The 8,485-nt window shown below is 39.6% G+C and carries 7 protein-coding genes; 5 read left to right on the top strand and 2 right to left on the bottom strand.

Annotation, left to right across the window (positions count from 1 at the left end; all coding sequences use genetic code 11):
* Positions 1 to 346 precede the first annotated feature (346 nt).
* From rpmH to yidC, 4 genes are all read left to right on the top strand, one after another.
* Positions 347 to 481, top strand: a complete 135-nt coding sequence (rpmH, locus tag PSM_RS15295) for a 50S ribosomal protein L34 (RefSeq protein WP_008112968.1) — start codon at positions 347 to 349, stop codon at positions 479 to 481.
* Between the two features lie 7 nt (positions 482 to 488).
* Positions 489 to 914 (top strand): ribonuclease P protein component, encoded by a 426-nt coding sequence (rnpA, locus tag PSM_RS15290; protein WP_008467046.1) that lies wholly within the window; start codon positions 489 to 491, stop codon positions 912 to 914.
* Between the two features lie 126 nt (positions 915 to 1,040).
* Positions 1,041 to 1,316, top strand: a complete 276-nt coding sequence (yidD, locus tag PSM_RS15285; RefSeq protein ID WP_008467044.1) for a membrane protein insertion efficiency factor YidD — start codon at positions 1,041 to 1,043, stop codon at positions 1,314 to 1,316.
* Between the two features lie 8 nt (positions 1,317 to 1,324).
* The gene (gene yidC, locus PSM_RS15280) at positions 1,325 to 2,959 is read left to right on the top strand and encodes a membrane protein insertase YidC (RefSeq protein WP_013466276.1); all 1,635 of its coding nucleotides are present in this window, start codon (positions 1,325 to 1,327) and stop codon (positions 2,957 to 2,959) included.
* Between the two features lie 54 nt (positions 2,960 to 3,013).
* On the opposite strand, the gene PSM_RS15275 is transcribed toward yidC, so the two are convergent.
* Both PSM_RS15275 and PSM_RS15270 read right to left on the bottom strand, forming a co-directional pair.
* Complete coding sequence (locus PSM_RS15275; RefSeq protein ID WP_013466275.1) at positions 3,014 to 4,222, bottom strand: PepSY-associated TM helix domain-containing protein; 1,209 nt, start codon at positions 4,220 to 4,222, stop codon at positions 3,014 to 3,016.
* A gap of 9 nt (positions 4,223 to 4,231) precedes the next feature.
* A complete protein-coding gene (locus PSM_RS15270) occupies positions 4,232 to 6,361 on the bottom strand; it encodes a TonB-dependent siderophore receptor (RefSeq protein ID WP_013466274.1) in 2,130 nt (709 codons plus the stop codon).
* 205 nt (positions 6,362 to 6,566) lie between these two features.
* On the opposite strand from PSM_RS15270, the gene mnmE reads away from it, so the two are divergent.
* Positions 6,567 to 7,931, top strand: a complete 1,365-nt coding sequence (gene mnmE / locus PSM_RS15265) for a tRNA uridine-5-carboxymethylaminomethyl(34) synthesis GTPase MnmE (RefSeq protein WP_013466273.1) — start codon at positions 6,567 to 6,569, stop codon at positions 7,929 to 7,931.
* The last annotated feature ends 554 nt before the right edge of the window (positions 7,932 to 8,485 follow it).

Below are 8,485 nucleotides of genomic sequence, written 5' to 3'. Positions count from 1 at the left end.
TATCGATGTATAAATATAATAACAGACTGATTTAAATAGCTTTTTATTTTAAAGCCTGATTAGAGATCATAACAAAACTGGCAGCAGATCGCGACTATAATTTATGATCTAATTTACTTTTCCCATGCTTTTATTCACTTTTTATACAGGGGCTGTGGAAAACTTCTTATTTATGATGATCCTATCGGATCATGAAAATTGATCATAAATAAACATGCTTTACGCGCTCTATTATGATTGACTTTTCGTCACTTCATCTATAATATCTCGCGCTCGCAATGGCACCTGTGCCAGGATCGCGACCTGCATAGGATGTTTTAACTTTAACCGATCGGATGAGATTGTTATGAAAAGAACTTTTCAACCTAGCGTTTTAAAACGCAAACGTACACACGGTTTCCGTGCTCGTATGGCAACTGTAAATGGCCGTAAAGTATTAGCTCGTCGCCGTGCTAAAGGCCGCAAAGTTCTTTCTGCTTAATTTATAAGTGGAAGACTTTAGCTTTGGCAGGGAGTTACGTCTGTTAACTCCCTCGCATTACTCTCGCATATTTAATGAACCCGCTCGGGCTGCAACTCCTTTCTTTACTTTATTAGCAAAACCAAGTGACCAGTCAAAACCTAGGTTAGGCCTTACTGTTGCTAAAAAACGTGTAAAAAAGGCATGTCAACGAAACCGTATTAAACGTCTTGCTCGCGAAAGTTTTCGTTTAAACCAACATACTCTCGATAATATAGATATTGTGTTGATGGTAAAAAGTGGCATTGATGAACAGTCCAATGAAGAATTAACCAAACAACTAACAAAGTTGTGGCGTAAAATTAATGAACGCTGCAAACCCGGTGCCCCTAAACCGCCACCATTTAAAAAACGCCCAAACAAATCAGCTAAATCGACTAAACAAACTCAATAGCAATAGAATTACAGGGTTAATTAAGGTATCTTTAGCTCACCTTTTAATCATGCGTTTAAAATCTTAAAGTAAGTCTTTAAATACATGGTATCTATTCACTAAACATAACGTAGGGGCATGTACAACATGAGGTTACTTAAACCACTTGCTGCGTTACCAACACGTTGTTTAGTTTTATTTATCCGCGGTTATCAAAAGTGGATTAGCCCGCTATTGGGTCCGCATTGTCGTTTTAATCCAACCTGTTCTAGCTACGCTATTCAAGCAATTAATTTGCATGGTGCAGTAAAAGGCAGTTGGCTCGCAGTTAAACGCATATTAAAATGCCATCCTTTACATTCAGGTGGAGACGACCCCGTTCCTGAAAAATTAACCCGTATTAACCACCAACACGAGAAATAAGAGCTGTTATGGAATCGCAACGCACGTTTTTATTCATCGGCCTAATGCTAGTGTCGTTTTTATTATTTCAAGAATGGAATAATGACTACAACACGCCAAAAGCCGATCCTAGTGCCACTACACAAACACTAAAAGCAAACTCACCGGAATCAGATGATTATGTTCCAGCTTCATCAGACTCTGGTTTACCTGCTTCAACTACTTTAGCTAAACGCTCAGTCATTGATATTACAACTGACGTGTTCAAAGTTAAAATTGACACCAAAGGCGGTGACATTGTTGAAACAGACTTAATTAATTATAAAGAAACCAAAGGCAGTGATGTTCCTTACATGCTACTTGGTGAGTTTGATGGTAAACAATACTTTTCACAAAGTGGTTTAATAGGTTTAAATGGCCCAGATGCATCTGCAAATGGTCGTCCTACTTACCAATCAGAGCAAACCTCTTACACCTTAACAGGTGATGAGCTTCGCGTTCCACTGCAATTTACCGACAGCAACGGTGTAAGCTTTACTAAGACTTATGTATTCAAAAAGGGTCAGTATGATGTTGGCTTAGAATATAAAGTTAACAACACCACCAGCGCGCCTGTTCAAGTACAGCTTTACACACAAATAAAGCGTACCGTACAAGAAAAAGGCAGCATGGTTGATCAAAACTATTTAGGGGCTGCATACGGTACAGATGAGGAACCATACGAAAAGTATAGTTTTTCAGATATGGCCGATAAAAACCTAAACATTAATACCCAAGGTGGTTACGTTGCCTTTATTCAGCATTACTTTGTAAGTGCTTGGGTACCAATGCAAGATCAAGCGAATACACTTTATAGTTTAATCACTAAAAGTAACGCAGCTATTATTGGTGTTAAAGACGAAGCGGTAAATGTTCAAGCTGGTAGTGAGCAAGTACTTACTGCAACTTATTACATGGGCCCTAAAGAGTCAGATAAACTTGAAGCGATTCACACTGACCTAGACTTAACCGTTGATTACGGTTGGTTATGGTTTATCTCTCAGCCGTTATTTGTACTATTAAAATGGTTACACAGTATTTTAGGTAACTGGGGTGTAGCAATTATAGCCATCACTATTATCGTTAAATCATTAATGTACCCACTTACTAAAGCACAATACACCTCAATGGCTAAAATGCGTGCATTACAGCCTAAGATGAAAGCGCTAAAAGAAAAGTATGGCGATGATCGTCAAAAATTCGGCCAAGCGACCATGGAAATGTACCGTAAAGAAAAAGTAAACCCTATGGGTGGCTGTTTCCCTATTTTACTGCAAATGCCAATCTTCTTAGCCTTGTTCTATGTATTCTTAGAGTCTACAGAACTTCGTCACGCTGAATTTGTACTTTGGCTAACTGACCTTTCTGCGAAAGACCCATACTACGTATTACCAATCTTATTTGGTGCGAGTATGTTTATAACGCAAAAACTACAACCTATGACGGTTACCGATCCAATGCAGCAAAAAATGATGACCTTTATGCCGGTTATCTTCTCTGTGTTCTTCTTATGGTTCCCATCTGGTTTAGTACTTTACTGGTTAGTGTCTAACCTTATCTCTATTGTCCAGATGTTAATCATCTACCGTGGCATGGAAAAGAAAGGTATTAAAGTAAGGGGCTAACTCCCCTTACCTACAAAAAAGGCGACCTAGGTCGCCTTTTTTAATATCTGAAATTTACTCACTAAGAATAGGCGAATAAAGCGACTTTGGTACACTGCGCTCACTAAAGTTCACACCCGTTATTGTCAGAGAGAAAATAGCTAAACCTATCGCCACGTAACCTGATATGCCTAACCACTCAAAAACAGTTTTTTTACGCCTCACTCTGAGCCAACTCATATATATGCCAACAGCACTAACAAAACTCATAAAACCGCCGAATAGCGCCCAAATAAGTTTAGTGCCGAGGCCTGCAAAGTTACCAAAATGCAAAGGATCGGCAGTATCTTTAATACGAGGAATAAGCGGTAAATCCTCTCCTTTTTGTACTGCTAATACTGTGCCTGTCGTTGGCTTTAAATACACGCGATTGGCGCGTAAGCGAAGTAAAATATCATCGTTATAACCACGTACTTCAATAGGTTGATTCTTTTTATTACCATAACGTATATAGCGAATATCAAGCGTCGGAAATGCCTGCTGCGCAGCGTTATAAGCCTGAGTTAAGCTTATTGGTTTTGCATTAACACTGGGTGTTTGTTTTTTAAATTCACTAACAGCGACTGGTGGTGCAATATAATGCTTTATTTTCGCTGTTTGCAAACCATGTTCAATAAGGTACCACAGACCTGTTATGGCTATGATAGCCATAAACCACATACTCCATAACCCAAGAAACTTATGCCAATCAGACCAGCCATTTCGTTTATCTAAAACCAGCTGGGCAGGCTTTTTAAAAAAGCCCTGCCACCAGCGACGATACACATAAAAACTCGAAACCAGCAGAATAACCAATAAAATACTTAAGCTTGTAACAATTAGCTTACCTATCCAGCCCATGGATAAATACATGTGCCAGTTACGTAAAAACCGTGAAGCACGTGCCCATTCACCCTCACCTAACACATGCCCTGTGGCTGCATCTAAATAAATAAACCGAAATGCGTCATCTATTTTTAGTGCAACTTCCAAAGCCAAGTACTCTTGCTTATGGCGCTGAAGATACAACACTTGTGCACCTGAATAATGCTTGTTGAGGGTATTTTCAATGGCTTGATAGTTGGTGATTGAAGAGGACGTTAACGCACGATACTTACTGTCTGTCAGGTATTCAATTTCATGACTTAACGTCGCAAGTGTACCAGATAAACAAACAACAAAAAGCAGGACACCAACAAAGAGCCCTGCCCATGAATGCAGATTAAACCATTGTTTAGCGTTCACACGCCACCTTTAAAAGCTGTATTTAGCACTAAGATAAATACGGCGAGGTTCACCTGGGAAGTGCCCTGTACGTTCAATAAAGCCACTACTAGCATATTCTTTATCAAACAAATTTTTAACCGACAATTGCCACTGCCAATTATCTACTGTGGTTTGCCATGCCATATTATAAATAGTGTAAGGCTTAACTTGTTGACCACCTAAGCTTAGCTGTTCGTCAACATAGTCTAAACCGGCAGAAATAGAGGAAGATAAGCGAGGAAGCTCGTAGCGTGTCCAAATGCCCACTGTATTTTGTGGGGCATTAGCAAACTTATCACTATCAGGGATTTGATTACGAATGCTTTCATTCGCTTTAGTGATACGGGTATCATTATAGGCATAGTTAGCGGTCACAACCCAGCGCTCGGTAATATCACCAACCACTTCAATTTCAAATCCTTTACTTTCTACTTCACCTACAGCCACTAGGTCGTCAACACCATCGCCAGCTACATCACCTAATAAGCTTGCTTGGAGGATATTTTCACGAACAATATTGTAAGCAGCCAAATTAACTGCCAAGCTATCATCAAGCAGTTTACTTTTTAAACCAACTTCATTGATACGGCTTGTTTCTGGAGAAAATGGCCCACCCTTAGCCGTTTCTTGATCAGTTGCACTTTGTGGAACAAAGCCCGTACCGTATAAAGCATAGGGGTAGAAAGTATCGTTAATGTTGTAAGTTGTACCCACACGATAAGTCACATCACTATCTGAAAACTCAGTTTGATTTAACTCGTCTTTATCTTCAAAGCGATCATATCTTAACCCTGCGGTGATACTCCAATTAGTGGTAATATCGAGCTGATCTTGAACATAAGCACCAAAACGAGTGCTATTCGTTCGACCTAACCGTGGTGTAATGCTATCTAAATTATAATCATCAGCCGCTGTAAGACCATATTCAGGGTTGTAAAGATCAAGCCCGGGTACAGGTCCACCTTGACTCTGTTGCTTTGCCGTACGATATACACTTTCAAAGTTATGCTCATACCAATCACTACCCAGTAATACTTGATGTTGCATATCAGCCAATAAAAACTCCGCAACCGCATTAGCCGTTAAACTAAAACCTTCATTCTCACGAACTTGATCACGAAACTCTCGATCACTCCAATCAAGCACACCATCGCCATCTGTATCATCGAGTCCTTTCGGTTCATGATAGTTTTGCACTTCTTTATTATCGAAATAACGAGCCGTAATATCCGTTCGCCAAACATCATTAATATCGTGCTTTAAAGTAGCTTGATAAACATGAGCTTCAACATTTTGAAAGTCAGTCGCTTCATTATGATTCCAGCTAATATCTGTAATAAATTGGCCATTATCATCAGCGGGTACACCGCGTAAACGTGCACCACCTAACTCTTGCTCAATAAAAGTGTATTGCGTAGTCAGCTCTGTCGCACTATTAATTAACCAAGTATAACCAAGATCAACAATGGTGTTATCGCTACTGGTATTAGTACGAAAGGGATTTTCTGAATCACGATATAAACCAACACGGTAAGCATGGTTATCGAGCGATTCACTTAGCGTACCAGTACTTTGTATCGCCCCACTGAAAAAGTCATCATTACCTACTTCAACTTCAATGCTGTGCTCATCGGTAAACTTTGGCTTTTTAGTTACATAATTAATAATGCCGCCAGGGTTTCCGCTACCATAAATAGCGCCCGCAGGGCCTTTTAATACGGCAACTTGTTCAATATTAAATAACTGTGGGACAGCAAAACCATTAAATGGGTCGCCTTTTACACCATCGTATAAGATCTCATCTTGGCGAAAACCACGAAACGTCACCCCGGAATAACTAAATGCGTTAACCCCTGCAATATTGCTATATAAATCGGTAATTTGACGTGCAGCCTGATCGTTAATTAACGCTTGGGGAAGAATTTGAATGGACTGCGGGATTTTCTCAATTGGGGTATTTGTCCGAGTCCCAAAACTGGATTCTGTTGGTCTGTATAAAGAAAAAGCACGGCCAACAACATCAATAGTTTCTATTTCATTTTCAATATTTTGATTTTCAGCTAGTGAAGAACCTGAAAAACTGACTAGAACTGCCAATAAAACTGGAGAATAGCGCATAAAGTTTAAGTACGTAGAAAAATAATACGCATATGCTAATGAATATAGTTATCATTTTCAATAACTGATTATTAATTAAAACTAAATAATGAAATGCTTAAAATGTATCTGCTGACGCATTTTTACATACAGCTATTCGCATGAAATAAAGCCATAGGTTACAATACAAACCAGCATTCACTTTCATATTGGCAATTTCAAACGCATGATTAATCAAGACACTATCGCAGCACAAGCAACCGCACCAGGACGTGGTGGGGTTGGTATTATTCGTGTTTCAGGCAGCCTAGCAAAACAAGTCGCTGAGAAAATAGTAGGTAAAATACCTAAAGTTCGCTTTGCCGACTACGTGCCTTTTAATAACCTTGCAGGGGATCAGCTTGATCAAGGTATTGCAATTTACTTTGCCGGCCCACACTCATTTACCGGTGAAGACGTACTCGAACTTCAAGGCCATGGTGGCCCTGTTGTCCTTGATATGCTACTTAAAGAAATAAGTAAAATAGACGGTGTACGTTTAGCAAAGCCTGGTGAATTCTCTGAGCGTGCCTTTATGAACGACAAGCTTGATTTAACTCAAGCTGAAGCTATTGCAGATTTAATAAATGCAACCAGTGAGCAAGCGGCTAAAAGCGCCCTACAGTCACTTCAAGGCCAATTCTCTAAGCACATAGAAACCCTAGTAGAAAAAGTCATTCACTTACGTATGTATGTGGAAGCAGCTATTGATTTTCCTGACGAAGAAATCGATTTTTTATCAGACGGAAAAGTAGGCGGGGATTTGAATGCCATTATTGAGCAACTCAATGCGGTTACTAATCAAGCCAAACAAGGTAGCATAATGCGCGAAGGTATGCGTGTCGTTATTGCAGGTCGTCCTAATGCAGGTAAATCAAGCTTACTTAATGCATTAGCAGGACGAGAAGCGGCAATCGTAACTGAAATAGCCGGCACCACCCGCGATGTACTTCGTGAGCACATACATATAGATGGTATGCCACTACATATAATCGACACCGCAGGCCTGCGTGAAAGCCCAGATCGCGTTGAACAAATAGGTATTGAGCGTGCATGGGATGAAATAAACCAAGCCGATCGCGTGTTATTTATGCTTGATGGTACAGATACAGCCGATACCGACCCTCATGCTATTTGGCCAGAATTTATGGCTAAGTTACCCCAAGGTATGGGCGTGACCGTGATCAGAAACAAAGCCGATTTATCAGGTGATGTAGTCGGTATGGATCAAGAGCAACAATATCCGGTCATCAGTTTAAGCGCTAAGAATGCTGACGGCATAGAACTAGTGCGTGAGCACTTAAAAGCCTGTATTGGTTTTGATGGGGCCACAGAGGGTGGCTTTATGGCGCGTCGTCGTCACTTAGATGCCCTTGAGCATGCAGCCTACCACTTAGATACCGGTAAAACACAATTAGAAATGCATGTTGCCGGTGAAATTTTGGCTGAAGAACTGCGTTTAACGCAGCAGTATCTTAACGAAATAACTGGTGAATTTACCTCAGATGATCTACTTGGCAAAATATTTAGCTCGTTCTGTATCGGTAAATAGTCGAATTAATAAGTAACGATATAATTTATTAAGGGTGCTTAGGCGCCCTTTTTAATGCCCAATCTTACAATAACAACTCACCTAGCTGTGCTTTAATAATCCACTTTAAAAACCAAACAGACTACAAATACAGTTTAAGCTGCACTTATATCAGCCTCAATTCGCCTTTAATAATGTACATAAAAGATGTAACAACGCTAATAATCACAGCAAATAGCGGCTAGAAAGCCTTAATTTATAGAAAAAATAGCCGTAGTTATGCCTATTAAACACTCTAAAAGTGAAGCTATAGCATTGGTTATCCATGTTTGAATAGGGGGAATGATCAAGTCATAAAAACAAAACGTAGCTAAAAAATACGTTTTGTTCGTCTACACCACCAGCAAAATTCAGTTAAATATTCACTTTAGATCACTCAAATTTATTTTTTTGCAGATCAGTTATCCACAATTGCGTGTTTTTTTGCTTCAGCGAGGAATTAAACGTCTTTAAAATGGGGAAATAAGCTGTATTTAATTAAAAAAGGGCTGTTTATAAAAAATAATAATGGATAT

Source organism: Pseudoalteromonas sp. SM9913 (assembly GCF_000184065.1).
Taxonomy (GTDB): domain Bacteria; phylum Pseudomonadota; class Gammaproteobacteria; order Enterobacterales; family Alteromonadaceae; genus Pseudoalteromonas; species Pseudoalteromonas tetraodonis.
This window is presented reverse-complemented; position numbering and strand designations above follow the sequence as displayed.